The following is a 22,505-nucleotide window of genomic DNA, read 5'->3' as shown; positions in this document are numbered from 1 at the left end:
CGGCCTAGGCGTCGACGAGGTTCCGCTCTTCGGCGGCGGCCCGCATCGACTTCTGCAGCTTCTCGAAGGCGCGCACCTCGATCTGGCGCACGCGCTCGCGGCTGACGCCATACTGGGAGGCCAGCTCTTCCAGAGTCGTGGGCTCGTCCTTGAGGCGCCGCTCGGTGAGGATGTGGCGCTCACGGTCGGTGAGTTCGTTCATCGCCTCTTCGAGCAGGCTCATGCGCAGGTTCTTCTCCTGCGTGTCGGCGACCAGGGTCTCCTGGCTCGGGGTGTCCTCGTCCACCAGCCAGTCCTGCCATTCGGCCTCGGAGTCGGCCCGCAGGGGCGAGTTGAGCGAGGCGTCCCCGCCGGCCAGGCGCCGGTTCATGGAGATGACTTCCTCGTCCAGCACGCCGAGCTTGGTGGCGATCTGGCTGACCTGATCAGGGCGCAGGTCGCCCTCCTGCAGGGCGGCGATCTCGGACTTGGCCTTCCGCAGGTTGAAGAAAAGCTTCTTCTGCGCCGCGGTGGTGCCCATCTTCACGAGGCTCCAGGACCGCAGGATATATTCCTGGATCGAGGCGCGGATCCACCACATGGCGTAGGTCGCCAGGCGGAAGCCCTTGTCGGGGTCGAACTTCTTCACCGCCTGCATCAGACCGACGTTGCCCTCGGAGATGACCTCGCCGATGGGCAGGCCATAGCCGCGGTAGCCCATGGCGATCTTGGCCACGAGGCGCAGGTGACTGGTCACCAGCTTGTGGGCCGCCTCGGGATCCTGGTGCTCCTGCCAGCGCTTGGCCAGCATGAACTCCTCGTCCTTGGCGAGCATGGGGAACTTGCGGATCTCCGACAGGTACCGGCTCAGCCCGCCTTCCGGCGACATGACGGCAAGCGCGTTCGCGGCCATGGCAAAATCCCCTCTCCAAAAGCGGACGTTCAGGCCACGCGCCAATCCGGCGCGTATGGACCATCGCCCCCACCAACACTCAGATAGGTACGAGGTTTCGGCCTAGCTAGGCCGTGGGAGGACGGCCTGAAAGTCCGACTGCTCTAGTAGGGCATTATGTACGCGCCGACCGTGGCGCCTTCAAGGCAGGCTTTCTCACACCTGTTGTTAGCTTGACTCCCGGGGCGGACGCGTTCCGACCGCGTCTCAGGCGGCCGTCCAGGGGAGTCGGCAGGCGCCAGCGCCGTTCGTCCTTGGGGGCAGGATGGTGGGCGGACCAGCCTTAAGATGGGGCCCGTCCCGTCCAGCGGAAGGAGGCGGACATGCCAAAGATCACCAGCTGCCTGTGGTTCGACCGTGAGGCCGAGGAGGCCGCACGCTTCTATTGCGGGATCTTCCCGAACTCGAAGATCACCGGGACCTCCTACTATCCCGAGGGCGTGCCGGGCGGCCGCGCCGGCGAGGTGCTGGCGGTGAGCTTCGAGCTGGACGGCGCGCCCTTCACCGGCCTGAACGGCGGCCCCGAGTTCACCTTCAGCGAGGCCATCAGCTTCGAGATCCCCTGCCGGGACCAAGCCGAGGTGGACCGCTACTGGGACGCTCTCCTGGCCGGCGGCGGCCAGGAAAGTCAGTGCGGCTGGCTCAAGGACCGCTTCGGAGTGTCTTGGCAGGTCGTGCCCACCCGCCTTTACGAACTGCTGAACGGCGAGGACCGCGCGGTCGCCAATCGCGTGGCCGCCGCCATGATGCAGATGGGCAAGCTCGACCTCGCCGGACTTGAAGCCGCCGCCGCAGCCTGACCGGCCGGCTAGAGCTTGCCGAGCAGCGCTTCGAGCCTGGCCATGTCGGCGGGCAGGGGGCTTTCGAAGCGTAGGGTCTCGCCGGTGACCGGATGGACGAATCCGAGCACCGCGGCGTGCAGGGCCTGCCGGGTCAGGCCGGCTTCGCGTATGGCCGCGCGGACGACCTCGGCGGGCGGCCCCGATCCATAGGTAGGATCGCCCAGGCAGGGCGTTCCCTTGGAGGCCAGATGGACGCGGATCTGGTGCGTCCGGCCGGTCTCCAGGCGGCAGGCGACCCGGGCCGCCAGGGGGCGTTCCTGCGGGCCGAAGGCGCGCTCGACCGCATAGTGGGTCACCGCATGGCGGCCGCCGGTCTTCACCATCGCCATCTTCTTGCGGTCGTGGGTCGAGCGGGCGATGGCGCCCTCGATGGTTCCCTTCAGCGGGTGCGGCGCGCCCCGGGTGAGGGCGATGTAGATCCGCTCGATGTCATGGGCGGCGAACAGGGCCGACAGGCCCTGGTGGGCGGCGTCGGTCTTGGCGGCCACGACGACGCCGGAGGTCTCTTTGTCGATCCGGTGGACGATGCCGGGCCGCGCCACCCCGCCGATGCCGGAAAGGCTGGCGTCGCAGTGGTGCAGCAGGGCGTTGACCAGGGTGCCGTTCTCGCTGCCGGGCGCCGGGTGCATGGCCAGGCCGGGCGGCTTGTCGATGACGATCAGGTGCGCGTCCTCGAACAGCACCGTCAGCGGGATCGCCTCGGGCTGCGGCTCGGCCGGTTCCGGAGGCGGAACCTCGATGGCGTAGGCGCCGGGGCGGGCCTTGGCCTTGCCGTCGGCCACGGGTTCGCCGCCGAAGCGGACCCGGCCCTCGGCGATCAGGGCCTGCAGGCGGGCGCGCGACAGCTCGGGGACCAGCCCCGCCAGCACCTTGTCGATGCGCTCGCCCGCGGCCTCGGGCGGCGCCTCGACCATGCGGACCTCGCCGCCGCCGGGCGCCTCGCCCTCGGCCCCGTCCTCAGAGGCCATGCTTCTCGCTGGCGCCTTCCTCGTGCCCGGCGATGGAGCCTTCCTTGAAAAGGTATTCCCGCAGCTGTTCGTCGGTCTCCTTGTCGCTGCGGCGCAGCCATTCCAGCACCATGGCCGCGTGCTCCAGCTCCTCGCGGGCGTTGTGCAGCAGGATCTTCCGCAGCTCCTCGTCGTCGCAGTCGTCCGCGCGCTGGCGGTACCAGTCCACCGCCTCGAGCTCCTCGATGATCGAGGTGATGGCGTAGTGCTGGTTCAGCGTCTCGCGGCTCAGTTTCTCGCGCGGGACGTGGAGGCCTTCCTTCGACATCGAGTGTCATGCTCCTGTGGGTTTGGGCCGAACGATCCGTCTAATACGTGTACGACGGAGCAGGGGGAACGGCCATGAAGCTCTGGCGCTGCGCCGTGGCCCCGGCCGGCTTCCCTGGCGCTTAGCGTCGTTCGAGCGCCAGGCGCAGGCCGAAGGCGAGGAACAGGCCGCCGGTGAGCCGGTCCAGCCAGCGGACCACGGCGGCCCGGCGCAGGGCCCCGGCGATGGGGCGGGTCGCCGCGATCAGGGCGGCGAACCAGACCACCGTCATCGCTCCGTGCAGGGCGGCGAGGCCGAAGATGAAGGGGCCGGCGGGCGCCGCCTTCGGCAGGAACTGGGGCAGAAAGCTCACATAGAATACCCCGACCTTGGGGTTCAGAAGGTTGGTCAGGAACCCCCGGCGCATCCAGGCCAGGCCCGAGCCGGCCGCCGCGTCGGAGGCGGCGCCGAGGTCGAAGCGCTCCCGCGGCCGCAGGACGAGGTTCAGGCCCAGCCAGACGAGGTAGGCCGCTCCCGCCCATTTCAGGATCGTGAAGGCCAGTTCCGAGGCGGCGAGCAGGGCGCCGAGCCCCAGGGCCACGGCCGCACCCCAGACGAGGCAGCCGGCGATGATCCCCGCCCCGGCCAGGGCGGCCCGTCTGGGGCCTTCCACGGCGGCGGTGCGCAGGATGAGGGCGGTGTCCAGGCCGGGGGTGATCGTCAGCAGGGCCGCCGCCGCCGAGAACGCCAGCAGGGCCTGGAGCACGGTCACGGTCGGCTCACCAGCTTGCCGTTCTCGATGACCCGGTAGAAGCAGCTGGTGCGGCCGGTGTGGCAGGCGCCGCCGTCCGCCTGGGGCCAGACCTTCATCCAAACCGCGTCCTGGTCGCAGTCGATGCGCATCTCCTCCACCACCTGCACCTGGCCGGATGTGGCGCCCTTGTGCCAGAGCTCCTGGCGCGAGCGGCTCCAGTAGTGGGCCTCCCCGGTCTCCAGGGTGCGCTGCAAGGCCTCGGCGTTCATCCAGGCGAGCATCAGCACCTCGCCGGTGCCGGCATGGGTGGCGACGGCCGCGATCAGGCCATTGGCGTCGAAGCGGGGGGCGAGCTGCGCCCCTTCCTCGAGCACCTTCTTGTCGGAGACGGTGGGAAAGCTGGTCATCGCCGCCATATGGCGCCCCTCGCCGCTGTCGCGCTAGCCTCCATCACGATGAGCCTGCGGGACCGGATCAAGGCGGGCGTTGCGGCCCTCGACGCGGCGGCCCGCCCGTGGGCCTCCCGCTCGCGGCTGCATGGCTGGGCTTACGAGTTCCTGCTGTTCGGCCTGAAACAGGCCTGGGCCTGCCTGTTCGGCGCGGCGATGCTGGCCCTGCTGCTGGGCACGCGGTTCTGGTGGCCGGACGGGGCGCCGCTGGCCCGCTACGATTTCCTGGTGCTGGGGGCGCTGGCGATCCAGGCGCTGATGCTGGCGACCCGGCTGGAGCGCTGGGACGAGGCCCTCGTGATCCTGATCTTCCACGTAGTCGGCACGGCCATGGAGCTGTTCAAGACCGCTCAGGGCTCCTGGATCTACCCCGAGCCCAGCCTGCTGCGGCTGGGCGGCGTGCCGTTGTATTCGGGCTTTATGTACGCCGCCATCGGCAGCTACATCGCCAGGATCTGGCGGATCTTCGATGTCCGGTTCGAACACTATCCGCCGCTGTGGGCGCCCTGGCTGCTAGCCCTGGCGGCCTACGCCAACTTCTTCACCCACCACTATGTGGCGGATGTCCGCTGGGGGCTGTTCGCCTTTTCGGCCCTGATCTTCTGGCGGACGCGCTTCACCTTCACGCCCGACCGGGCGGTGCGGTGGATGCCGATGATCCTGGGCGCCCTGCTGGTGGCGCTGTTCATCTGGATCGCCGAGAACCTCGGCACCTTCGCCAACGCCTGGATCTATCCCGATCAGGCGGCGGGCTGGCGGATGGTGGGCCTGGCCAAGCTGGGCAGCTGGTACCTGCTCATCATGCTCAGCTTCGTGCTGGTGAGCCTGGTCCACCGGCCCGAGCAGGCGGAGCGCCAGGCTCCGCCCTGACGGCCGCCTACTTGCGGTTCACGAAGTCCAGGAAGCGCTGGCGCAGGGTCGCGTCGGTCTTAAAGACGCCCGTGAACTGGGTGGTGATGGTCGAGACATGCCGGTGGTGCACGCCGCGGGTGGTCATGCACTGGTGGGCCGCGTCGATCAGCACGGCGACGCCGGCCGGGCGCAGGCTGTCGGTGATGGCGTCGGCGATCTGCTGGGTCATGGTCTCCTGGGTCTGGAGACGGCGGGCGAAGATCTCCACCACCTTGGCGAGCTTCGAAATGCCCACCACCCGGTTGGTCGGCATGTAGGCCACATAGGCCTTGCCGATGAACGGGGCCATGTGGTGCTCGCAGTGGCTCTCCACCTCGATGTCGCGCAGCATGACGATGTCGTCGTAGCCCTGCACGTCCTCGAAGGTGCGCGACAGCTCCTTGGCCGGGTCGGCGCGATAGCCCTCGAACCATTCCTCATAGGCGTCCACCACCCGCTTGGGGGTGTCGATCACGCCTTCCCGGCGGGGATCGTCGCCCGCCCAGGCGATCAGCGTGCGGACGGCCTCCATGGCCTCCTCGCGCGTCGGGCGCTTGATGGGTTCGAGGGTCTCGTCGGTCCCGATCAGGGTCCGGTCGCGGGAAACGGCGTCCATGGAGAGCGGTCTTCCTGTAGGGCTGAGTTGCGCCGGGACGAAGGCCCCGGAAATGACGCGTGCCACCCTATGTCCTCACGGAAGGAGCACGACGTGGCGCCCCGTCCGGGCGATCTGTATATGGGTCGGAACCCCATACCGGCAACCTTGCCGCAGCGTTAGCGTGACTGTGACTTTCGAATGAGCCTCGCCCTGTACGATACCATGGCCCGCGAGAAGCGGCCCTTCGTCCCCAACGATCCGTCGCGGGTGACGATGTATGTGTGCGGGCCGACGGTCTACAACTACGCCCACATCGGCAACTTCCGGCCGGTGGTGGTCTTCGACCTGCTGTTCCGGGTGCTGCGCGACCTCTACGGCGAGGACGCGGTGATCTATGCGGCCAACGTCACGGACGTGGACGACAAGATCAACAAGAAGGCCGCCGACGAGGGCGTGCCGATCGCCGTGGTCACCAACCGCTACCTCGAGGCCTACAACGCCGACGCCCGGGCGCTGGGCGCCCTGCGCCCCACCTTCCAGCCCCGGGTCACCGAAACCATGGACGAGATCATCTCCATGATCGGCCGGCTGGTGGAGAACGGCTCGGCCTATGCGGCCGAGGGCCATGTGCTGTTCGCCACCGAGAGCTTCCCCGGCTACGGCCAGCTGTCGGGCAAGCCCATGGACGACCTGATCGCCGGCGCCCGGGTTGACGTGGCCCCCTACAAGAAGGATCCCCGCGACTTCGTGCTGTGGAAGCCGTCGAAGCCGGGCGAGCCCGAGTGGGAGAGCCCCTGGGGGCCGGGCCGGCCGGGCTGGCACATCGAATGTTCGGCGATGATCGAGGCGGCCCTCGGCCTGCCCATCGACATCCACGGCGGCGGCATCGACCTCGTCTTCCCGCACCATGAGAACGAACTGGCCCAGGGCGTCTGCGCGGCGCACCCGGGCGGGCACGGCCAGACCTACGCCCGCTACTGGATGCACAACGGCTTTCTGAACATGGCCGACGAGAAGATGAGCAAGAGCCTGGGCAACGTCGCCCTGGCCCATGACCTTCTCAAAACCTATCCGGGCGAGGCCCTGCGCTGGGCTCTGCTCAGCGGCCACTACCGCCAGCCGCTGGAGTGGACCGACACCCTGATCGAGCAGGCCAAGAGCAACCTCGACCGCCTGTACCGCACCCTGGACGACAGCCACCGCGAGGCGGGCGACGAGATGGATCCGCCGGCGGTGGCGCCCGAGGTGGCCCGGGCGCTGCACGACGACCTCAACACCCCGGCGGCCATGGCGGCGCTGTTCCAGCTTTCGGACGAGCTGCGCGCGGCGATCACCCGCAAGGACAAGGCCGCCGCCGCCCGCGCCCGGGCGCGGCTGGTGGGTTCGGCCAACCTCATGGGCTTCCTCACCGAAGCGCCCCAGGCCTGGTTCCAGGCCGGCGCCGACGACGACTTCAAGGCCAAGGTCGAGGCGCTGATCGCCGCCCGCCAGGCGGCCCGCACCGAGAAGAACTGGCCCGAGGCCGACCGCATCCGGGCGGAACTGGCGGCGCTGAACGTCGAGGTCATGGACGGCCCCACCGGCGCCACCTGGCGGATCAAGGAGCAGGCGTGATGTCGTTCAAGGGCCCTGACCTGAAGGCGCAGCCCTTTGGTCGCACCGGCGGCCGGATGGGGCCGAAGACCATGAGCCTGCAGACCGAGGGTAAGCCGCCCCCGCCCAAGGGGCCGCGGGGCTTCCGGATCGAGGATCGCATCGGCATCCAGGCCCCGGCCGAGGTGATCTGGGAGGTGGTCTACGACCTGGAGCGCTGGGCCGAGTGGAACCCCACCTATCCCAAAGCCTCGGGCGTCATCCGCATCGGCGAGCATCTCGACGTCACCCTGGCCCTGCCCGGCCAGGCCCAGCAGGCCCTGCGGCCCAAGGTGCTGGAATGGGTGCCGCACGAGCAGCTCCACTGGCAGCTGTCGATGCTGGGCGGGATGATCAAGACGCTCCGCTATGTGGAGATCCAGGCCCTGGCCGAGGCCAGTTGCATCATCGACAACGGCGAGATCTTCGGCGGGCTGATGGGCCCCTCCCTCGGCCGTCGCATGGCCCGGCCGGTGCGGCAGGGCTTCCGGGCCATGAACGAGGCTCTCAAGGCCCGCGCCGAGCAGATCTGGCAAACCCGCAAGGGCTGATCGTCGCGTCGCCGACTTGGCGAGGGCCGCCGCCTCCCCCATGCTGTCGGCAACGACAAGATCAGCGGAGGGGCAGGCATGGCGGCGAAGATCGGACGGACGGTGGCGGACTCGACGCCGTACTGGCCAGAGCCCCCGCGGCCGCCCAAGGGCGCCCCGAACATCCTCGTCGTGCTGTTCGACGACGTGGGCTTCTCGGATTTCGGCTGCTACGGCTCGCCCATCCGCACGCCCACCATCGACCGGCTGGCGTCCGAGGGCCTGAGGTTCTCAGGCTTCCACACCACGGCCATGTGCTCCACCACCCGGGCGGCGCTGCTGACCGGGCGCAACCACCACTCGGTGGGCGTGGGCTGCCTCGCCAACTTCGATTCCGGGTTCCCGGGCTATCGCGGCAAGATCGCCCGCGAGGCCGGGACCCTGCCCGAAATGCTGCGGCCGCACGGCTATCGCAGCTACATGGTCGGCAAGTGGCATGTGACGCCGCTCACCGAGACCGGGCCGTCGGGGCCGTTCGACGGCTGGCCCCTGGGGCGCGGCTTCGACCGCTTCTACGGCTTCATGGACGCCGAGACCGACCAGTACGCGCCGGAGCTGGTGCGGGACAACACGCCCATCGCCCCGCCGGGGACCTATGCCGACGGCTACCACCTCACCGAGGACCTGGTGGACCAGTCGATCCGCTACATCGCCGACCATCTGGCCGACGCGCCCGAGACGCCCTGGCTGCTGTGGCTGGCGCCGGGGGCGTGCCATGCGCCGCACCAGGCTCCGGCTGACCTGATCAAGAGCTACGACGCCGTGTTCAAGGACGGCTGGGACGTGGAGCGCCAGCGCCGGCTGGAACGCCAGAAGGCCCTCGGCATCGTGCCGCCCGACACTCGCCTGCCGCCGCCCAACGACGGGGTGCGGCCGTGGGACAGCTACACCCCCGACGAACAGCGGCTGTTCACCCGCCTGCAGAGCGCCTTCGCCGCCATGCTGGATCATGCCGACCAGCACCTGGGCCGGCTGGTGGCGTTCCTGGAGGAGGCGGGCGTCCGCGACGACACCCTGATCCTGGTCCTGTCGGACAACGGCGCCAGCCAGGAAGGCGGGCCGCTGGGCTTCGTCAACGCCATGGGGCCGTTCAACTTCCGCGGCGAGTCCATGGCCGAGAAGATCGCTCGCATCGACGACATCGGCGGCCCTGACACCCATTCCAACTTTCCGCAGGGCTGGGCGATGGCGTCCAACACGCCGCTCAAGCGCTACAAGCAGAACACCCACGGCGGCGGCATCCGCGACCCGCTGGTGATCTCCTGGCCCAGGGGGCTGCCCGCCCGGGGGGAGGTGCGGCAGAGGTTCGCCCATGCCTGCGACCTGGTTCCGACCCTCCTGGACCTGGTCGGGGTCGAGCCGCCGGAGGCGGTGCAAGGCGTGCCCCAGGCGCCGCTGGAGGGCGAGAGCTTCGCCGCGGCGCTGAAGGACCCGGACGCCCCGCCCAGGGCCAGCCCGCAGTATTTCGAGATGTTCGGCCACCGGGGCCTCTGGAAGGACGGCTGGAAAGCGGTGGCCTTCCATCCGCCGGGAACGCCCTTCGAGGACGACGTCTGGGAGCTCTATCACCTCGACCGGGACTTCTCGGAGAGCGAGGACCTGGCCGAGCGCGAGCCCCAGCGGCTCAAGGAGCTGATCGACGAATGGTGGCGTCAGGCCGAGGCCAAGAAGGTGCTGCCCCTGGACGACCGCTTCGGCCCGAGGTTCGCCGAGAACGCGGCCCGGTTCCACGGAGCGCGGCGACGCTTCGTCTTCCACGCCGGCATGGGCCACCTGCCCACGGACGTGGCGCCCGACGTGCGCGCCCGCACCTACCGTATCGAGGCCGAGGTGCGGCTGACGGGCGGCGAGGAGGGCGTGCTGATCGCCCATGGCGACGCCACCAGCGGCTATTCGCTCTACATCCAGGACGGACGGCTGAAGCACACCCTGAACATCGGCGGCCAGAAGACGACGGTGGTGTCGGACCGTCCGGTCCCGGCGGGCGCTACGCGGCTGGGCGTCGTCTCGCGGCGCAGGAGCGAGGATGCGCCCGACCGGACCTTCACCCTGACCATCGACGGCGAGCCCGCCGGCGAGGTGGTGGCGACCACCGGTTTCCACACCCTGATTTCCTGGTCGGGCCTCGACATCGGCCTCGACCGGGGCAGCCCCGTGGCCGACTACCCCGCGCCCTTCGCCTTCACCGGGACCCTGCGCAAGGTGACGGTGAGCATGGACGGCGACCAAGCCCTGGACAGCGAGGCGGTGGGCGAGGCCGAGATGGCGCGGCAGTAGGTCCGTTTGACAGATGTCGCCCAAGGCACGACCTAAGCGGCGATGATCGACGACCTCTATTCGGCCAAGCTCCTCAGGCTGGCGGCGGAGATTCCGCACGCCGGACGGCTGCCCGCGCCGGACGGCTCGGCGGAGAAGGTCTCCAAGCTGTGCGGCAGCCGGGTGGTGGTGGACGTGGCGGTGGACGGCGACCGGGTGGCCGACTTCGCCCAGGACGTGAAGGCCTGCGCCCTCGGCCAGGCGGCCGCCTCGGTGCTGGGGGCCAATGTGCTCGGGGCCTCCCTGGCCGAGCTTGAAGTGGCCGCTGAGCAGTTCCGTGCTATGTTGAAGGCGGGCGGCCCGCCGCCCGACGGACGCTTTTCGGATCTCTCGATGCTGGCCCCGGTGAAGGACTATCCCGCCCGCCACGCCTCCACGCTTCTGGCGTTCGAGGCCGCGGTGGAGGCCGTCCGCACGGCGGTCGGCAGGACCGGCGAAGGGCGAACTAGCCCCGCCGGCGCGGCTTGATCCTCTCGTAGACCCCGCGTAACGCAGGGGCGAACCCAGAAAAGCTTCCGCCGCCGGCATGAACCTCTACGAGAGATGCGTCAGAGGGGCGCTCCGCGCCTACAAGTGGACGCTTTCGCCCTTGATCGGCCGTCACTGCCGTTTCGCCCCGACCTGTTCGGAGTATGCGGCCCAGGCGCTGATCGGGCATGGACCGGTGCGCGGCTCCTGGCTGACGGTGCGCCGGCTGTGCCGTTGTCATCCCTGGGGCGCGTCGGGCTGGGACCCGCCGCCGCCCCCGCGCCGTCGCGGCGCAGACTGGACGTGTGAGACATGATCGAACTGGTTTTCCCCGACGGCTCCAAGCGCGAGTTCCCGGAGGGCGTCACGGGCCGCGAGATCGCCGCCGGCATATCCAAGAGCCTGGAGAAGAAGGCCATCCTGGTCGAACTGGATGGCGAGCTGCTGGACCTAGACCGCGCCCTTGAGAAGGGCGGGGCCTTCAAGATCCTGACGCGCGAGAGCCCCGAGGCCCTCGAGACCATCCGTCACGACGTCAGCCACATCCTGGCCGAGGCGGTGCAGGAGCTGTTCCCGGGCACCCAGGTCACGATCGGCCCGGCCATCGAGGACGGCTTCTACTACGATTTCGCCCGCGACGAGCCGTTCAGCCTGGACGATCTGGCCAAGATCGAGCAGCGGATGAAGGAGATCGTCGACCGCGACGAGAAGATCGTCCGCGAGGAGTGGGACCGCGACGAGGCGATCCGCCACTTCCGGGAGATCGGCGAGGAGTACAAGGCCCAGATCATCGAGGGCATCCCGGCCGGCGAGAAGATCACCGTCTATCGTCAGGGCCAGTGGAAGGACCTGTGCCGCGGGCCGCACCTGCCGTCGACCAAGCACGCCGGCAAGGCGTTCAAGCTCACCAAGCTGGCCGGTGCCTACTGGCGCGGCGACCACCGCAACGCCCAGCTGCAACGCATCTATGGCACGGCCTGGGCCTCCGAGGCCGACCTCGAGGCCTATCTTCAGCGCCTGGAGGAGGCCGAGAAGCGCGATCACCGCAAGCTCGGCCGCCAGATGGACCTCTTCCACATGCAGGAAGAGGGCAAGGGCATGGTGTTCTGGCACGAGAAGGGCCTGACGCTGTGGCGCACGGTGGAGGCCTATGTGCGTCGCCGGCTCGAGGAGGCCGGCTACCAGGAGGTGCGCACGCCGCAGGTGCTGGACCGGGTCTTCTGGGAAAAGTCCGGCCACTGGGACAAGTACCGGCCGAACATGTTCGTCTGCGAGACCGAGGAGGGCGAGGAGCTCTCCCTGAAGCCGATGAACTGCCCAGGTCACGTGCAGATCTTCAAGTTCGGCCAGAAGTCCTACCGCGACCTGCCGCTGCGCATGGCCGAGTTCGGGGCCTGCCACCGCTATGAGCCGTCGGGTTCGCTGCACGGCCTGATGCGGGTGCGCGCCTTCACCCAGGACGACGCCCACATCTTCTGCCGCGAGGACCAGATCGAGGAGGAGACGGCGCGGTTCATTGAGCTGGCCAACTCCATCCACGCCGACTTCGGCCTGGAGCGCGACCATATCGCCCTGGCCACGCGGCCCGAGATCCGGGCCGGGACGGACGAGTTCTGGGACAAGGCCGAGGCCCAGATGCTGTCGGCCGCCCGCAAGGCCGGCGTCGAGCCGGTGATCGCCGAGGGCGACGGCGCCTTCTACGCTCCCAAGCTCGACTGGGTGGTGAAGGACTCCATCGGCCGGACCTGGACGTGCGGCACCATCCAGCTCGACTACGTCCTGCCCGAGCGCCTGGGCGCCGAATATGTGGCCGAGGACGGCTCCAAACAGCGGCCGGTGATGCTGCACCGGGCGATCTGCGGCTCGCTGGAGCGCTTCATCGGGGTGCTGATCGAAAACTACGCTGGCGCGTTCCCGCTCTGGCTGGCGCCCGTTCAGGTTGTGGTCGCCACAATTACGTCCGACGCCGACGACTATGCTCGCGCGGCCGCCGAGGCGTTGAAGGCGAAGGGGCTGCGTGTGGAGCTCGACCTGCGGAACGAGAAGATCAACTACAAGGTCCGCGAGCACAGCCTTGCCAAGGTTCCGGTCATCGCCGTGGTCGGCCGCCGCGAGGCCGAGGAAGGCAAGGTCGCCTTGCGCCGCCTCGGCTCGGACCGTCAGGAGATTCTGTCCCTGAGCGAGGCGGCGGGCGTTCTTGCTGCCGAAGCCCTGCCGCCTGACCTTGCCCGCAAGGCCGGACGGGGCCAGTAGGAGGCTGGATGAACGGCGTCGCCGCCCCCTTCGCGACCTCCGAGCCCGCGCCGGCTGTTGACGGCCTGACCGCCGACTCGCCGCGGCCTCGCTGCACGGTCTCGGTGGTCATGGTGGTCTACATGACCGGCGAGGCGTTGGCGCAGAGCCTGGAGAGGGTGCTGGCCGACCCGCTGGTCGACGAGTTCGTCGTCGTGGACAACGGCTCTCGGCCGGAGGAGGCCGAGCGCCTCCGTGCGCTGGCCGCCCGCGACGCGCGGGTGGTGGTGATCTCGGGCCAGGGCAATGTGGGCTTCGCCCGCGGGGCGAACCTCGGTGCGAAGCGGGCGCAGGGCGACCTGCTGGTCTTCCTTAATCCGGACGCCTTCCTGCAGCCCGGCTGCATCGCCGAATTGGTGCGCGAGGTGGAGGGGCGACCCGCCCCCTGCATCGTGGGCGGCCGGGTGCTGAACGCCGACCGCACGGAGCAGCGCGGCGCCCGGCGCGGGGACATCACCCCCATGAGCGCCATCCTGTCTCTGAGCGGCCTGGCGCGGCGCCTGCCAGGCCTCAGCCGCTACGAGGTGCACTGGGAGGGCGAGACGGCTCCGAGCGGCGCGGCCAGCGTCCCGACCATCTCCGGCGCCTGCTTCTGCATGCGCCGCGACGACTTCCTGGCCGTGGGCGGCTTCGACGAGGGCTACTTCCTGCACGTGGAGGACGTGGACCTCTGCTGGCGCGTGCGTCAGCAGGGCGGGGAAGTGCTGTTCCATCCCAAGGCCGAGGTGGTCCACCTGGGCCACACCAGTCTCGCCAGCCCGCTGAAGGTGGAGTTCCACAAGGGCGTCGGCCTAGCCCGCTATTTCCGCAAGCGCGCCGAGGGCGTCGGCCAACGGGCGCTGGCCTGGCTGCTGTCGCCGGTGATCGTCGCCACCGCCCTGGCGCGGCCGATCATGTGGCGGCTGCGGCCGCGCTGACCTAGCGCGCCAGCGGGAAGGGGCCGGCCCGGCTGAGAGAACTCGCCGGGGGCTTGCCGAGCAGTTCCGAGACCCACTGGCCGATGCCGATCAGCTTGGAGAGGTCATAGCCGGTCTCGTAGCCGGCGCGCTCCAGCATGTAGACCAGATCCTCGGTGCCGATGTTGCCGGTGGCGTTCGGCGCAAAGGGACAGCCGCCGAGCCCGCCGACGCTGGCGTCCAGGATGTCGACGCCCGCCTCCACGCCCGCAAAGGCGTTGGCGAGGCCGGTGTTGCGGGTGTCGTGGAAGTGCAGGCGCAGGGGGACGCGGCCGGCGGCCTTGCGGGCCGCCTCGACCCGCCGGCGGACGGTCCAGGGATCGGCGACGCCGATGGTGTCGGCCAGGGCGATTTCGGCCACTCGCATGTCGGCCGCCGCGCGGACGATCTCCACCACCCGCTCCTCGGGGACCTCGCCGTCGAAGGGGCAGCCGAAAGCCACCGAAACGGTGACCGAGATCGGCGGATCCTCCAGGCGTCGGGCGGCGACGATGGCGGCCAGGGTGTCCACCTGTTCGGCCGTGGAGGCGCCCTGGTTGCGGATGCCGAAGCCGTCGGTGGCGCAGACCACCACATTGGCCTCGTCGCAGCGGGACGCCACGCAGCGGTCCCAGCCGCGCTGGTTGAGCACGAGGCCGATGCGCGAGCGGCCGGTCGGCTTCGCCCCAGGGACGTTCAGGGCCGCCATGATCTCCTCGGCGCCGGCCATCTGCGGCACCCGCTTGGGATTGACGAAGGAGACCACCTCCATGCGCCGGGCGCCGGCGTCCTCGAGGCGGCGGATCAGCTCAAGCTTCTGGCCGATGTCGAGCAGCGTCTTTTCGTTCTGCAGGCCGTCGCGCGGGCCCACCTCCACGATCTCGATCCGACGGCTCATGGCCTCACCTCGCAACCTGGTCGGGCGGGACCTCGGGGACATAGACCCGCAGGCTCACCTCGTCCCCCTTGGAATAGTTCAGGCCATCGACGCGGGCCACTTCACGCACGGTCACCCCTCGCGCGGCCAGGTGCTCGCGGAAGGCCGTCTCCTCATGGGCCTCGACGATCGCCGGGCGGTTCTCGGCGATGGCCTGGGCGGCCTCGGCCGGCCCGTGCAGCTCGGTGGGGGTGCCTAGGCCGAAGACCAGGCTGGGCTCGGCATAGCCGGCCACGGCCACCGGAGCCTCGGCGACGCCCTGCCGTGGCAGGAGGCGCGCCTGGGCCATGGCCCGCTCAAGCCGGGCGGAGACCCACAGGGGATCGAGGCGGGGGACCAGCCCTGCGGCCAGCACGCCATGGCCGAGCACGCCGAGGACCAGGGCCGCCGCCACGCCTTCGCGCACGGCGCCCTTCACCGCGAAGTAACCGCCCACCAGGCCCGCGGCTGCGAGCAGCAGGGCGGCGAGGGCGGCGGCCCAGGCGTCCGAGCCGTCGCCGTAGAGGCTGAGCAGGTAGATCACCCCGCCCGCCAGGGCCAGGCCGACCAGAGCGGCCAGGATCGCCCCGGCCCACCGCGCCCAGGCGCCCAGCGGCTGGACCAGGGCCGCCGCGGCCAGCCAGGCCAGGGCGCCATAGGTCGGCAACGGATAATGCGGCAGCTTGGTGGGCATGAGTTCGAAGAGCAGCCAGGCCGGGACCAGCCAGGCCACGGCGAAGCGCACGCCCGGCTCGCCCCGCCGGGCCCAGGCCCCCCACAGGGCGGCGGGCAGCAGCAGGGTGATGGGGAAAGCCAGGAGCGGCGTCAGCAGCATGTGGTAGCCGGGCGGCGCCCCGTGGCTTTCCTGGCCGCCGGCCAGCTTGGGGGCCAGGTCGGCGCCGATGGCCTCGCTCCAGAAGCCGCCGTCGGTGGCGACGGTGACCGCGCCGGCCCAGGGGCCGACGATGGCGACAATGGCGAGCAAGCCCCAGTACCAGCGCAGGCGGGCGAGCCAGCGGATCCGCCGGTCCCACAGCCAGAGGGTCAGCATGGTGAGGGCCACCACCAGCGGCCCCACCGGTCCCTTCACGAGGGTCGAGAGCCCCAGGCCGGTCCAGAACAGGGCTTCGGTGCGCCAGCCAGCGGGCGGACCGTCCCGGGAGGCGGCGTAGAGCCGGCCAAGGGCCGCCAGGGCCAGGGTGGTGGTCCCGGCCAGCACGGCGTCGGTCTTGGCGATGAAGGCCTCGGTGGAGAGGAGGAAGGTGGCGCCCAGCAGCGCGCCGGCGCCCAGCCCGGCCGGACCGCCGAAGAAGGCCGCCGCGCCCCAGGCGCAGGCCGCCGCCGCCAGCATCGCCCCTAGCAGCGAGGGCAGGCGGTAGGCCCAGATCTCCCGGGCTTCGGCGCTGGAGACGAGGTCGACCGTGGCCGCCTGCAGCCAGTGGATGCCGACCGGCTTCTTGAACCGCGGCTGATCCTGGAACTGGATGACCACATAGTCGCCGGTCTCCAGCATCTGGGCGGTCGCCTGGGCGAAACGTGATTCGTCGCGGTCGAGCGGAGGCACGGCCAAAAGCCCCGGCAGGCCGGCCACGAAGGCGATGAAGGCGGCCGCGGCCGGGCCGCGCCAGCCGCGGCTCCAGTAGGTGATCAGGCGCTCAAGCGACATTGCGCCTCTAGTAGCACGATCCGTCCTTCCGCTATGGGGAGGCATGGCGAAAGCGCCCGACATCTCGATTGTGGTTCCAGTCTTCGACGAGGAGGGCGCGGCGCCGGGCCTTGCCCGGGAGATCGCGGCGGCCTTCGCGGGCCGCGACTTCGAGATCGTCTTCGTGGACGACGCCAGCCGCGACGGCACCCGCGCGGCCCTGACGGCCCTCAAGGCGGAAATCCCGCAACTGCGCGTCGTGGGTCATCGCCAGAACGCCGGCCAGAGCCGCGCCATCCGCACCGGCGTGCTGGCCGCCCGGGGCGGGGTGATCGTCACCCTCGACGGCGACGGCCAGAACGACCCTGCCGACGGGCCGGGCCTGGTGGATGTGCTGATGTCAGGCCCGGAGGACCTCGCCATGGTCGGCGGCGAGCGGGTGAAGCGCCAGGACAGCCAGGCCAAGAAGATCGCCTCCAAGATCGGCAACGGCGTGCGCAAGCGCCTGCTGCGGGACACCGCCAACGACACCGGCTGCGGCCTGAAGGCCTTCCGTCGCGAGGCCTTCCTGCGCCTGCCCTACTTCGATCACATGCACCGCTACCTGCCGGCGCTGATGATGCGCGAGGGCTACCGTGCGGAATACCGGCCGGTGAACCACCGGCATCGACAGACCGGCCGGTCGAAGTACACCAACCTCGGACGGCTCTGGGCGTCCCTCTCGGACCTGCTGGGGGTGATGTGGCTGCAGTCCCGGGCCCGGGCGCCGGGCGGCTGGGACGAGGCCTGACGAGGGCTCAGGTCAGGGCGCTGAAGATCAGGGTGACGACGATCAGGTCGAACGCCTTCAGCGCGAATTGAATCATGGCCCGGTCCGTGGTCGAAGGTTGAGATCACGGGCAAGCAAGACCGGCGCCAACCCATGGCCCTTTTCTTTGATGCGGACTGGTTCGACGCCCAACTCTCGGAGCGAGGGCTGTCGCGCGAGGTGCTGGCGGCCGTGGCGGGGCTCAGGCCGGACGAACTGGCCCTGGTGTTCAAGGACCAGCGGGAACTTTCCGCCGCCGAGGTGGCGGCCTTTGCCGAGCTTCTCGGCGTCACCCCGGCGAAGGTCGCCGACCGGGCGGGCGTCTCCACGCCTGTGCCAGAAGGGGACGACCGGCTGGCCGCCCTCGAGAAGCGCGTGGCGGCGCTGGAGGCCGAGATCGCCCGCCTGCGCTTGCGCTAGACCTCGGTCTTGGCCTTGCGGCCGGCGCGGGCCCGGCGGTCCCTGGAGCCTGACCACTCCACCTTGTTATAGGCGCCGCGGGCGGCCTCGATGTGCAGGGGGCCGGCGCGCAGTCCGCGCTTTTGCCCCTCCTGGCCAATCAGCTGGGCCGCAAATACGGCGTCGCTCTCGCGGCCGGGGGGATGCTGGCGCGGCGCGGCCGGGGCGGCGACTGCGGGCAGGCGCATCGGCCGAGGCTCTTCGGTCTCGTCGTGGGCGTCGTTGTCGGCCTTGATGACCCCGCCCACCAGGGTCGCACGCCGGATGCGGTCAATTCGGGACACCATGGGGCCTCGGGCTGCAATCGGCGGGCCAGTTTCAACCCTTGGATGCGAGTTTGTCGATCTGAGCTTGCATCTCGGCCATCTGCTTGCGCAGCAGGGCGAGGGCGTCGTCGGCCGCAGGGTCCGCCTTGGGGGGCGGCGCGGGGGGCGGCTCCTCGGGCTTGGCGGCCGGGGTGTAGGCGAAGGGCGAAAACATCTTCATCGCCCGGTCAAAGAGCTGAAGGTTCTGGCGGATCTGCTCCTCGTAGGCCCCCATGCCGGGCGTCATGCCCGCGCTGCTCATGCCCGCGCTGCTCATGGCCGCGCGCAGCCGCTCCTGCTGCTGGGCGAAGGAGGCCAGCGACAGCTCCAGATAGCTGGGCAGGAAGGCCTGCATGGAGTTGCCGTAGAAGCTGATGAGCTGGCGGAGGAACTGGATCGGCAGCAGGGACTGGCCCTGGCTCTTCTCCTCCTCCTCGAAGATGATCTGAGTGAGGACGGTCCGGGTGATGTCCTCGTTGGTCTTGGCGTCATAGACCACGAAGTCGACGCCCCGTTTCACCATGTCGGCCAGGTGCTCGAGGGTGACGTAGCTGGACGAGGCCGTGTTGTAGAGCCGCCGGTTGGCGTACTTCTTGATGATGACGCGCTCGCCTTCGGCCGGTCCGGACTCTTGGGTGTCTGCCATCCCTGATCCTTATGCGTAGGCCGGCCGGGGGCCCAGCCTCGTTCTGCACCGCAGTATCGCGGATGCGAGCGCATAAGCAAATGTCCGGCGGATTCGCCGTCGGGCTTGCCCGCGGCCCCCGGCTTGCCGATAGAAGAACCTGGGCCGAGTAACATCAGTTTTTCAGGAGCCGCCCCCATGAGCGACATCGTCATCGTCTCCGCCGCCCGCACGCCGGTGGGTTCGTTCAACGGGGCGTTGTCCAGCCTGCCCGCCCACGAGCTGGGCGCGGTGGCGATCAAGGCGGCGGTGGAGCGGGCCGGCGTCCAGGCCGCCGAGGTCGATGAGGTGATCCTGGGCCAGGTGCTGCAGGCCGGGGCCGGCCAGGGCCCCGCCCGTCAGGCCGCCATCGCCGCGGGCGTGCCGGTGGAAAGCCCTGCCTGGAGCCTCAACCAGCTGTGCGGCTCGGGCCTGCGCGCGGTGGCGCTGGCCGCCCAACAGATCGCCGAGGGCTCGTCGCGGATCGTGGTCGCCGGCGGCCAGGAGAGCATGAGCCGCTCGCCGCACGCAGCGCACCTGCGCAACGGGACCAAGATGGGCGAACTCGGCCTCGTCGACACCATGCTGAAGGACGGCCTGTGGGACGCCTTCCACGGCTATCACATGGGCCAGACCGCCGAGAACGTGGCGGCCCGCTGGCAGATCACGCGCGAGGATCAGGACCGGTTCGCGGTCACCTCGCAGAACCGGGCCGAGGCCGCCCAGAAGGCCGGCAAGTTCGCGGACGAGATCGCCCCCGTCACCGTCAAGGGGCGCAAGGGCGACACGGTGGTCGACCAGGACGAATACATCCGCCATGGGGTGACCCTGGAAAGCGTCTCGGGCCTGAAGCCCGCCTTCACCAAGGACGGCACGGTCACCGCCGCCAACGCCTCGGGCATCAACGACGGCGCCGCGGCCCTGGTGCTGATGAGCGCCGAGGAGGCGGCCAACCGTGGCCTCAAGCCCCTCGCCCGCATCGCGTCGTGGGCCCATGCCGGCGTCGATCCCGAGATCATGGGAACGGGTCCGATCCCGGCCAGCCGCAAGGCGTTGGAGAAGGCTGGCTGGAAGGTCGCCGATCTCGACCTCGTGGAATCCAACGAGGCCTTCGCCGCCCAGTCGATCTGCGTGGTCCGCGAGCTGGGCCTCGATTCCGCGAAGGTGAACGTCAACGGCGGCGCGATCGCCATCGGCCACCCGATCGGCGCCTCGGGCGCCCGGGTGCTGACCACCCTGCTGCACGAGATGAAGCGCACGGACGCGTCCAAGGGGCTGGCCACGCTGTGCGTGGGCGGCGGCATGGGCGTGGCCATGTGCGTCGAGAAAATCTAGGGGAGCGACGCCAGCGCCCCAGCCGGCGGCCGCCGAAGAGGAGGTGAGGATGGCCAGGGTTGCTCTGGTGACGGGCGGCACGCGCGGCATCGGCCGCGCCATCGTCGAACGGCTGGTGGGCGACGGCTTCAAGGTCGCGGCCGGCTATTCCGGCAATGACGAGGCGGCTCTCAGCTGCGCCCGGGCGCTGGGCGTGATGGTGGTGAAGGGCAATGTCGGCGTCTTCGAGGACTGCCGACGGGCGGTGCGCGAGGTGGAGGCCGAACTTGGCCCGGTCGACGTGCTGGTGAACAACGCCGGCATCACCCGCGACGGCTTCTTCCACAAGATGAGCCCCGAGCAGTGGAGCGAGGTCATCCGGGTCAACATGGACTCGCTCTTCAACATGACCCGGCAGGTCATCGAAGGCATGCGCGAGCGCGAGTGGGGCCGGATCATCAACATCAGCTCGATCAACGGCCAGAAGGGCCAGCTCGGCCAGACCAACTACTCGGCGGCCAAGGCCGGGGTGATCGGCTTTACCAAGGCCCTGGCGCTGGAGAACGCCCGCAAGGGGGTGACCGTGAACTGCGTGGCGCCGGGCTACGTTGACACCGAGATGGTGCAGGCCGTACCGCCCAAGGTGCTGGAAGGGATCATCGCCCAGATTCCTGCCGGCCGCCTCGGCCGGGGGGAGGAGATCGCCGACGCGGTTTCGTTCCTGGCGGGGGAACGGGCGGGTTATGTGAACGGAACGACGCTTTCGCTGAATGGCGGCCAATATCTGGTTGGATGAGGGTCGCTGTGGCGTCCAAAAAGCGCCCCGATCCCCGGGCATCTGCTCGGCAATCATGACGGGCGAGCCGCAGGCGTCCAGGAAACGGGTCTTGCTGGCGCTGTTGGCGGCGCTGGCGGGTGGATTCGCCACGCCGGCTCTCGCTCAGGAGGGGCTCCGTGAGGGGCTGTTCGGCCGCAACGCCGGTCCGGGTCGCCAGATCCAGCCGCCGCCGGTGGCCCGATATGTATCTGAAGACGGTCGCGTGTTCGTCCTCGACCGGAGCCAGTCCCGGCCGCTGCTGAAGTTCGAGGACAGTCCCGAGGTCTGGGCCCTGCAGCCCATGCCGGCCCCGCGCGGGGACGTGATCTACAAGAACGACCTGGGCGAGCCGGTGCTGCGCGCCACGCGGCTGGGCGGGGTGACGGTCTTCACCGACGCGCGGCCCGGCGGCGCGGCCGCCGCCCTGGCCGGCGATGGGACGCCCCTGCGGCTGCCGCCCCTGGGCCCGCAGGCCCTGCTGGAACGCCTGGCCCAGGCCAGCCTTCGCGCCAGCCGCGCCGCCCGCCGGACCATCCTCTTCGAGGCCGAGGCGACGCCGGCCTCCTCGGCCCTGATCGCCGACGCCGCCACCGTGACCAGCGTGGCGGTGACCCGCATGGCCCGCCGCAAGGATAGCCGGGTGCTGCTCGGCCAGTTCAGCAAGGTGGTGCTGGTGGAGGGCAAGAAGCCTCATGCGGCGATCCGTGACGACATCCTGCGGATCACGGTGGCCCCGGCCCACGGCCTCGCCGGCCGTCCCTCGTCAGACCTGATCATCCGCGTCGCCGCGGGCGGCTAGGTTTCAGCCCCGGAACGCATCCTTGGCCGCCCGCACCGCGGCGAAGGCCTTGAAGTCCGGCTCGCCCGCCGCTCCGACCCGGCCGGCCAGCAGGGGCGCCCGCAGGAACGGATTGGTCGCCTTCTCAAGGCCGATGGTGGTGGGCACGGTGGGCTCGCCGCGGGCGCGGGCGGCGAAGATCGCCTCGGTCCGGGCCTTGAGCGCCGCGTCGTCGTCCACCGACAGGGCGAAACGGGCGTTGGCCGCCGTGTATTCATGGGCGCAGTAGACGCGCGTGTCGTCGGGCAGGGCCGCCAAGCGCTGAAGGCTCTCCCACATCTGCTCGGGGCTGCCTTCGAACAGCCGCCCGCAGCCCAGGGCGAAAAGGGTGTCGCCGACGAAGGCGATGCGGTCGGCGGCGTCGTGGTAGGCCACATGGCCCAGGGTGTGGCCGCCGCTCTCGATCACCCGGAAGCTGGTCTCGCCCAGCCGCACCTCGTCGCCGCCCTGGACCTCCCGATCGAGGGGGGCGATGCGGGTGACCTCCTTGGGGCCCACGATGTTGGCGCCCGTGGCGGCCTTGATCTCGGCGTTGCCGCCCGCGTGGTCGGGGTGCCAGTGGGTGTTGAGGATCAGGGTCAGGGACCAGCCCAGGCGTGAGAGTTCGCGCAGGATGGCGTTCGCGTCCGGCGTGTCCACGCAGGCCGCCAGGCCCGAGGCCTCGTCGCGCACGAGGAAGCCGTAGTTGTCCTCCAGGCACGGGAACTGATGGACGGTGAGCGGCATCTTCCGAACTCCTGCTGTGGGTTTAGGCTGGCCCAAAGCTCGCGTCGAGCATACCTCGGGG

25 protein-coding genes are annotated in these 22,505 nt (G+C 70.1%); 14 read left to right on the top strand and 11 right to left on the bottom strand.

The genetic code is table 11. The features are described from left to right. Positions 1-4 precede the first annotated feature (4 nt). Positions 5-892 (bottom strand): RNA polymerase sigma factor RpoH, encoded by an 888-nt coding sequence (rpoH, locus tag BO64_RS10845; protein ID WP_496403310.1) that lies wholly within the window; start codon positions 890-892, stop codon positions 5-7. A 362-nt stretch (positions 893-1,254) separates the two neighbouring features. Here rpoH and BO64_RS10840 point away from each other — a divergent pair, with 362 nt between their 5' ends. Then, positions 1,255-1,731 carry a VOC family protein gene (locus tag BO64_RS10840; protein ID WP_496403309.1) on the top strand — a complete coding sequence of 159 codons (477 nt, stop codon included), beginning with the start codon at positions 1,255-1,257 and terminating at the stop codon, positions 1,729-1,731. Positions 1,732-1,739: 8 nt separating this feature from the next. Here the strand turns inward: BO64_RS10840 and BO64_RS10835 are convergent, their stop codons facing one another. The 4 genes from BO64_RS10835 to hisI all read right to left on the bottom strand — a co-directional run bounded on the left by BO64_RS10835 (position 1,740) and on the right by hisI (position 4,188). Beyond that, complete coding sequence (locus BO64_RS10835; protein ID WP_496403466.1) at positions 1,740-2,687, bottom strand: RluA family pseudouridine synthase; 948 nt, start codon at positions 2,685-2,687, stop codon at positions 1,740-1,742. Between the two features lie 43 nt (positions 2,688-2,730). Next, positions 2,731-3,048, bottom strand: a complete 318-nt coding sequence (locus BO64_RS10830; RefSeq protein WP_496403308.1) for a ferritin family protein — start codon at positions 3,046-3,048, stop codon at positions 2,731-2,733. A 121-nt stretch (positions 3,049-3,169) separates the two neighbouring features. Continuing rightward, positions 3,170-3,799: a LysE family translocator gene (locus tag BO64_RS10825; RefSeq protein WP_496403307.1), complete on the bottom strand. Its 630-nt coding sequence runs from the start codon at positions 3,797-3,799 to the stop codon at positions 3,170-3,172. Continuing rightward, complete coding sequence (hisI, locus tag BO64_RS10820; protein WP_496403465.1) at positions 3,796-4,188, bottom strand: phosphoribosyl-AMP cyclohydrolase; 393 nt, start codon at positions 4,186-4,188, stop codon at positions 3,796-3,798. The genes BO64_RS10825 and hisI overlap by 4 nt, the downstream gene beginning before the upstream one ends. Before the next feature lie 48 nt (positions 4,189-4,236). Between hisI and BO64_RS10815 the strand changes: the two genes are divergently transcribed. Next, positions 4,237-5,100 carry a DUF817 domain-containing protein gene (locus BO64_RS10815; RefSeq protein ID WP_496403306.1) on the top strand — a complete coding sequence of 288 codons (864 nt, stop codon included), beginning with the start codon at positions 4,237-4,239 and terminating at the stop codon, positions 5,098-5,100. Between the two features lie 7 nt (positions 5,101-5,107). Here BO64_RS10815 and folE read toward each other — a convergent pair whose 3' ends face one another. Then, the gene (gene folE / locus BO64_RS10810; RefSeq protein WP_496403305.1) at positions 5,108-5,737 is read right to left on the bottom strand and encodes a GTP cyclohydrolase I FolE; all 630 of its coding nucleotides are present in this window, start codon (positions 5,735-5,737) and stop codon (positions 5,108-5,110) included. A gap of 180 nt (positions 5,738-5,917) precedes the next feature. Between folE and cysS the strand changes: the two genes are divergently transcribed. The 7 genes from cysS (at position 5,918) to BO64_RS10775 (ending at position 13,934) form a co-directional block, all read left to right on the top strand. Further along, positions 5,918-7,333, top strand: a complete 1,416-nt coding sequence (cysS, locus tag BO64_RS10805; RefSeq protein ID WP_496403304.1) for a cysteine--tRNA ligase — start codon at positions 5,918-5,920, stop codon at positions 7,331-7,333. Next, positions 7,333-7,902, top strand: a complete 570-nt coding sequence (locus BO64_RS10800; protein ID WP_496403303.1) for an SRPBCC family protein — start codon at positions 7,333-7,335, stop codon at positions 7,900-7,902. The genes cysS and BO64_RS10800 overlap by 1 nt, the downstream gene beginning before the upstream one ends. A gap of 78 nt (positions 7,903-7,980) precedes the next feature. Beyond that, positions 7,981-10,218, top strand: coding sequence for an arylsulfatase (locus BO64_RS10795; protein ID WP_496403302.1), 2,238 nt, complete (start codon positions 7,981-7,983; stop codon positions 10,216-10,218). A 42-nt stretch (positions 10,219-10,260) separates the two neighbouring features. Continuing rightward, complete coding sequence (locus BO64_RS10790) at positions 10,261-10,725, top strand: iron-sulfur cluster assembly scaffold protein (protein ID WP_496403301.1); 465 nt, start codon at positions 10,261-10,263, stop codon at positions 10,723-10,725. A 58-nt stretch (positions 10,726-10,783) separates the two neighbouring features. Then, positions 10,784-11,041 carry a membrane protein insertion efficiency factor YidD gene (yidD, locus tag BO64_RS10785; protein ID WP_496403300.1) on the top strand — a complete coding sequence of 86 codons (258 nt, stop codon included), beginning with the start codon at positions 10,784-10,786 and terminating at the stop codon, positions 11,039-11,041. Further along, entirely contained in the window at positions 11,038-12,978 is a 1,941-nt protein-coding gene (gene thrS, locus BO64_RS10780; protein ID WP_496403299.1) for a threonine--tRNA ligase, read from the top strand. Before yidD ends, thrS begins: the two co-directional genes overlap by 4 nt. Before the next feature lie 8 nt (positions 12,979-12,986). Beyond that, positions 12,987-13,934 (top strand): glycosyltransferase family 2 protein, encoded by a 948-nt coding sequence (locus BO64_RS10775; protein WP_496403298.1) that lies wholly within the window; start codon positions 12,987-12,989, stop codon positions 13,932-13,934. A 1-nt stretch (position 13,935) separates the two neighbouring features. Here the strand turns inward: BO64_RS10775 and BO64_RS10770 are convergent, their stop codons facing one another. Continuing rightward, on the bottom strand, positions 13,936-14,850 hold the full coding sequence (locus BO64_RS10770) for a hydroxymethylglutaryl-CoA lyase (RefSeq protein ID WP_496403297.1): 915 nt from the start codon (positions 14,848-14,850) through the stop codon (positions 13,936-13,938). 4 nt (positions 14,851-14,854) lie between these two features. Continuing rightward, positions 14,855-16,534 (bottom strand): ArnT family glycosyltransferase, encoded by a 1,680-nt coding sequence (locus BO64_RS10765; RefSeq protein ID WP_496403296.1) that lies wholly within the window; start codon positions 16,532-16,534, stop codon positions 14,855-14,857. Between the two features lie 43 nt (positions 16,535-16,577). On the opposite strand from BO64_RS10765, the gene BO64_RS10760 reads away from it, so the two are divergent. Both BO64_RS10760 and BO64_RS10755 read left to right on the top strand, forming a co-directional pair. Further along, a complete protein-coding gene (locus tag BO64_RS10760; protein ID WP_496403295.1) occupies positions 16,578-17,303 on the top strand; it encodes a glycosyltransferase family 2 protein in 726 nt (241 codons plus the stop codon). 132 nt (positions 17,304-17,435) lie between these two features. Continuing rightward, the gene (locus BO64_RS10755) at positions 17,436-17,741 is read left to right on the top strand and encodes a helix-turn-helix domain-containing protein (protein WP_496403294.1); all 306 of its coding nucleotides are present in this window, start codon (positions 17,436-17,438) and stop codon (positions 17,739-17,741) included. Here BO64_RS10755 and BO64_RS10750 read toward each other — a convergent pair. Together BO64_RS10750 and phaR are read right to left on the bottom strand one after the other, a co-directional pair. After that, positions 17,738-18,067: a hypothetical protein gene (locus BO64_RS10750; RefSeq protein ID WP_496403293.1), complete on the bottom strand. Its 330-nt coding sequence runs from the start codon at positions 18,065-18,067 to the stop codon at positions 17,738-17,740. The two genes, BO64_RS10755 and BO64_RS10750, sit on opposite strands and share 4 nt — an antisense overlap. A 31-nt stretch (positions 18,068-18,098) precedes the next feature. After that, positions 18,099-18,731, bottom strand: a complete 633-nt coding sequence (phaR, locus tag BO64_RS10745; RefSeq protein WP_496403292.1) for a polyhydroxyalkanoate synthesis repressor PhaR — start codon at positions 18,729-18,731, stop codon at positions 18,099-18,101. A gap of 177 nt (positions 18,732-18,908) precedes the next feature. On the opposite strand from phaR, the gene BO64_RS10740 reads away from it, so the two are divergent. From BO64_RS10740 to BO64_RS10730, 3 genes are all read left to right on the top strand, one after another. Further along, positions 18,909-20,084: an acetyl-CoA C-acetyltransferase gene (locus BO64_RS10740; RefSeq protein WP_496403291.1), complete on the top strand. Its 1,176-nt coding sequence runs from the start codon at positions 18,909-18,911 to the stop codon at positions 20,082-20,084. Between the two features lie 49 nt (positions 20,085-20,133). Beyond that, entirely contained in the window at positions 20,134-20,859 is a 726-nt protein-coding gene (locus BO64_RS10735; protein ID WP_496403290.1) for a beta-ketoacyl-ACP reductase, read from the top strand. A gap of 91 nt (positions 20,860-20,950) precedes the next feature. Then, positions 20,951-21,679: a DUF4908 domain-containing protein gene (locus BO64_RS10730; RefSeq protein WP_496403289.1), complete on the top strand. Its 729-nt coding sequence runs from the start codon at positions 20,951-20,953 to the stop codon at positions 21,677-21,679. Positions 21,680-21,682: 3 nt separating this feature from the next. Here the strand turns inward: BO64_RS10730 and gloB are convergent, their stop codons facing one another. Next, positions 21,683-22,444 carry a hydroxyacylglutathione hydrolase gene (gene gloB / locus BO64_RS10725; protein ID WP_496403288.1) on the bottom strand — a complete coding sequence of 254 codons (762 nt, stop codon included), beginning with the start codon at positions 22,442-22,444 and terminating at the stop codon, positions 21,683-21,685. Positions 22,445-22,505 lie beyond the last annotated feature (61 nt).

This window comes from Phenylobacterium composti DSM 19425 (assembly GCF_059568645.1).
This window is presented reverse-complemented; position numbering and strand designations above follow the sequence as displayed.

Bases quoted from the DNA above. Each gene is read 5' to 3' on its own strand.
- rpoH (WP_496403310.1), bottom strand. From the start codon at position 892: ATGGCCGCGAACGCGCTTGCCGTCATGTCGCCGGAAGGCGGGCTGAGC.
- BO64_RS10840 (WP_496403309.1), top strand. From the start codon at position 1,255: ATGCCAAAGATCACCAGCTGCCTGTGGTTCGACCGTGAGGCCGAGGAG.
- BO64_RS10835 (WP_496403466.1), bottom strand. From the start codon at position 2,687: ATGGTCGAGGCGCCGCCCGAGGCCGCGGGCGAGCGCATCGACAAGGTG.
- BO64_RS10830 (WP_496403308.1), bottom strand. From the start codon at position 3,048: ATGTCGAAGGAAGGCCTCCACGTCCCGCGCGAGAAACTGAGCCGCGAG.
- hisI (WP_496403465.1), bottom strand. From the start codon at position 4,188: ATGACCAGCTTTCCCACCGTCTCCGACAAGAAGGTGCTCGAGGAAGGG.
- BO64_RS10815 (WP_496403306.1), top strand. From the start codon at position 4,237: ATGAGCCTGCGGGACCGGATCAAGGCGGGCGTTGCGGCCCTCGACGCG.
- folE (WP_496403305.1), bottom strand. From the start codon at position 5,737: ATGGACGCCGTTTCCCGCGACCGGACCCTGATCGGGACCGACGAGACC.
- cysS (WP_496403304.1), top strand. From the start codon at position 5,918: ATGAGCCTCGCCCTGTACGATACCATGGCCCGCGAGAAGCGGCCCTTC.
- BO64_RS10800 (WP_496403303.1), top strand. From the start codon at position 7,333: ATGTCGTTCAAGGGCCCTGACCTGAAGGCGCAGCCCTTTGGTCGCACC.
- BO64_RS10795 (WP_496403302.1), top strand. From the start codon at position 7,981: ATGGCGGCGAAGATCGGACGGACGGTGGCGGACTCGACGCCGTACTGG.
- BO64_RS10790 (WP_496403301.1), top strand. From the start codon at position 10,261: ATGATCGACGACCTCTATTCGGCCAAGCTCCTCAGGCTGGCGGCGGAG.
- yidD (WP_496403300.1), top strand. From the start codon at position 10,784: ATGAACCTCTACGAGAGATGCGTCAGAGGGGCGCTCCGCGCCTACAAG.
- thrS (WP_496403299.1), top strand. From the start codon at position 11,038: ATGATCGAACTGGTTTTCCCCGACGGCTCCAAGCGCGAGTTCCCGGAG.
- BO64_RS10775 (WP_496403298.1), top strand. From the start codon at position 12,987: ATGAACGGCGTCGCCGCCCCCTTCGCGACCTCCGAGCCCGCGCCGGCT.
- BO64_RS10770 (WP_496403297.1), bottom strand. From the start codon at position 14,850: ATGAGCCGTCGGATCGAGATCGTGGAGGTGGGCCCGCGCGACGGCCTG.
- BO64_RS10765 (WP_496403296.1), bottom strand. From the start codon at position 16,534: ATGTCGCTTGAGCGCCTGATCACCTACTGGAGCCGCGGCTGGCGCGGC.
- BO64_RS10760 (WP_496403295.1), top strand. From the start codon at position 16,578: ATGGCGAAAGCGCCCGACATCTCGATTGTGGTTCCAGTCTTCGACGAG.
- BO64_RS10755 (WP_496403294.1), top strand. From the start codon at position 17,436: ATGGCCCTTTTCTTTGATGCGGACTGGTTCGACGCCCAACTCTCGGAG.
- BO64_RS10750 (WP_496403293.1), bottom strand. From the start codon at position 18,067: ATGGTGTCCCGAATTGACCGCATCCGGCGTGCGACCCTGGTGGGCGGG.
- phaR (WP_496403292.1), bottom strand. From the start codon at position 18,731: ATGGCAGACACCCAAGAGTCCGGACCGGCCGAAGGCGAGCGCGTCATC.
- BO64_RS10740 (WP_496403291.1), top strand. From the start codon at position 18,909: ATGAGCGACATCGTCATCGTCTCCGCCGCCCGCACGCCGGTGGGTTCG.
- BO64_RS10735 (WP_496403290.1), top strand. From the start codon at position 20,134: ATGGCCAGGGTTGCTCTGGTGACGGGCGGCACGCGCGGCATCGGCCGC.
- gloB (WP_496403288.1), bottom strand. From the start codon at position 22,444: ATGCCGCTCACCGTCCATCAGTTCCCGTGCCTGGAGGACAACTACGGC.